A 2,517-nucleotide genomic window follows, 5' to 3' on the forward strand; every position below is an offset into this window, starting at 1 on the left:
AAGAAGCCCGTGCCGTCAATGATTTTTCGCACTTGGGTTTTGGCATCGGCGTCGTCACCTGAGTAGAACAGCACCCGCTGTCCACCAGACACTTTAGGCTCTTGCAATAGGTTCACCTCCAGATGATTAAAGGCTTTCACTACGCGTGCACCCGGTACGTATTGCTTGAACACCTCGCTGGAGGATCTGCCGCCTAGATCAACAGCCCTGATACCGTAGGCTGCCAGCGGATTGCTGGGGTCTTTGGCATCAGGTGAATCTGGGTCGAGGAATTCAACTGGGTTGGTGCTGTCAATGACGATGCGACCATTCCATGCAGGCAGGGCACTGAATACCTTCTCTGCATCGACCCAGCGCACAGCCGCAATGACGATGTCGGCGCTGGCGGCTTCGGCAACAGTGCCGGCCTTTATGGAGGGGCCCACTTCGGCCACAAAGTCAGCCAGCGATTCCGGTCCGCGCCTATTGGCTATGGTGGCTGCAATGCCATTTTTTGCCAACAGGCGCGCTAGGTTTGAGCCGAGGGCTCCTGAACCAATAATTCCGATACTCATATCGATGTTTGCAGAATTTTCTTGACCAAGGGTAATGTAAGGCATGAGAGGTTTCTCCGTTGTAAATTGATGATGTGTTTTTGTCTGTTGCATCACAATTGTGATGCAGCGAGCGAGCACCGTCTTAACAATGCTGTGTTAAGCAGACTTCAAGGTGGGGCAAGCATCCATTGACTACCGTCACTTCAGAACGACAAGAATCCTTCATTGTTGCCTGCGCGCGTTTGCCGCGTTTGCCGCCTCTAAGATGGCTTTAATTCTGCTTCGGTAGCCAGCGCGGCACGCACACCAACATCGAGATTTATACGGTCTACAAATCGTGACAAGTTCTCAAAGCCTTGTAGTCCGACCTGAGTGTTGATCGCCCAACGCAGAATGACGAACAGGTACGGATCGGCAATCGATCATTCGCCAGTGAACCAGTTTCGTCCGTCGAGATAACCGAGGATAGCGACGTTTTCAGTGAGTGAAAAGTGATCGTACTTGCCTCTACTTCGTTATCGACAACGAACTCACCTTGCTATAATGCGTTCCCACAGCAGCTCAAAAACCGCTTCAACACCATCGCTCAAGACTGGCGGCGTCACAAGCGTTAGTCGGCTCTCATTAAGAGTAAAGGTGCGAACTAACGTTGTACCAACGCGATTAGGAATTGATGCAATTTTGATCTGGTGAGTTACTGTGTTGCCACTCAACGTATAAGTTCCAGCGTAAGCATTGAATGTTGTAAATGCTTGAGCAAGCTCTTCCACGGGTAAAGATTGCATCTGGGGAGTCAGCGGTGATCTGACCTCCTGACTCAGCGGTGAGCGATCGCTCCTAGAAAACATCACCATCATGTGATCATCTGATGTGTAAGTGATGTAGCCAACCGGATGAGTTCCATACACCTCTGGAGTCACCGTTCCATCAGCGTAAATGGCAGTTGCAGAAATTAACTTCCAAATGCCAATTAGCAGATTGTTCTGGATTGATGGTGTAGACATAATGTGCAGCCATTGCTTGATGATTCTCCGCTAGAGAGTAGCGGGTTTCAACACAAAATCAAACTCAGTCGTGTAAAACGGTTTACTTTGATTGTGTGCCTTGAGTTCGTCTAGTGCTTCGTGCTTTTGCAATTGAACGATCGCCGATCGCACGGAAAAGGTTGTATCTGAATCCAGGTGAGGATCGCCAGCAATAAAAATTTGTGTTGTCAGTGGAGCGTACTCCGGAGCACTGAGTTTGAAGTGGATGTGAGCCGGCCGCCAGGGATGCCGTCCCAAGAGTCCCAGCAACTCGCCACATGGACCACTGCTTGGCACTTTGTAACCTAGTGGCACGACGGTTTCAAACATATACTTTCCACTCTTGTTCGTTTTGAAACGTCCGCGAAAATTCCCCAACAGCTGAGATGGCTCTTGGACATCATATATTCCTTTGGAATTGGGTTGCCAAACATCAATCAGAGCATTGGCGATCGGTTGACCGTTCAAATCTAAAACCCTGCCTGACAGGAAAAGCGAATCTCCTTCTGTATCAATACCCAAGCGATCGCCCATCTGCCGTTCTGGTGCATTCGGTACATACAAGGGTCCTTCTAAATTGCTTTCTGTACCGCGATGGGCATCGTGCAGCAATTCTACCAACTCTGAGATCCCTAGTAGATCCGTCAACAAATGGATCTCTCCAGTGGGAATCTCTTGAGTGTGATGACTTGCCTGGTTGAGAAAATTACGTCCCTGCTGCAATTCTGATTCAGTCAGCTTCACCTCACGCACAAAGTCATGCAAATGTGGAACCAAGCTCGTGTAAATTTCATAGAGTCGCGGGTGAGATCTGCCACGATCGCCATGATTAATGACGGCTTCAGTGATAGTGTCAAGTGTGATGTTCTGCACGATCAAACTCCTTTTTAGTTACGTGATTAATGATGGTTGTTTTACGGCGACTATCTTGACTTATAGTCTGTGTCCTAATCTAA

General features: G+C 48.8%; 3 protein-coding genes. All 3 read right to left on the minus strand.

Translation table 11 applies throughout. From position 1 onward, the window contains the following. The coding region (locus tag H6F86_RS23760; RefSeq protein WP_199305463.1) for an NAD(P)-binding domain-containing protein at positions 1-599 on the minus strand (599 nt) is incomplete at its 3' end. A gap of 467 nt (positions 600-1,066) precedes the next feature. Continuing rightward, positions 1,067-1,540 (minus strand): lipocalin-like domain-containing protein, encoded by a 474-nt coding sequence (locus H6F86_RS23765; RefSeq protein ID WP_190451957.1) that lies wholly within the window; start codon positions 1,538-1,540, stop codon positions 1,067-1,069. A 30-nt stretch (positions 1,541-1,570) separates the two neighbouring features. Further along, positions 1,571-2,434 (minus strand): dioxygenase, encoded by an 864-nt coding sequence (locus H6F86_RS23770; protein WP_190451959.1) that lies wholly within the window; start codon positions 2,432-2,434, stop codon positions 1,571-1,573. Between the last annotated feature and the right edge of the window lie 83 nt (positions 2,435-2,517).

The organism is Phormidium sp. FACHB-592 (assembly GCF_014695795.1).
Classification (GTDB): domain Bacteria; phylum Cyanobacteriota; class Cyanobacteriia; order Leptolyngbyales; family Leptolyngbyaceae; genus Stenomitos.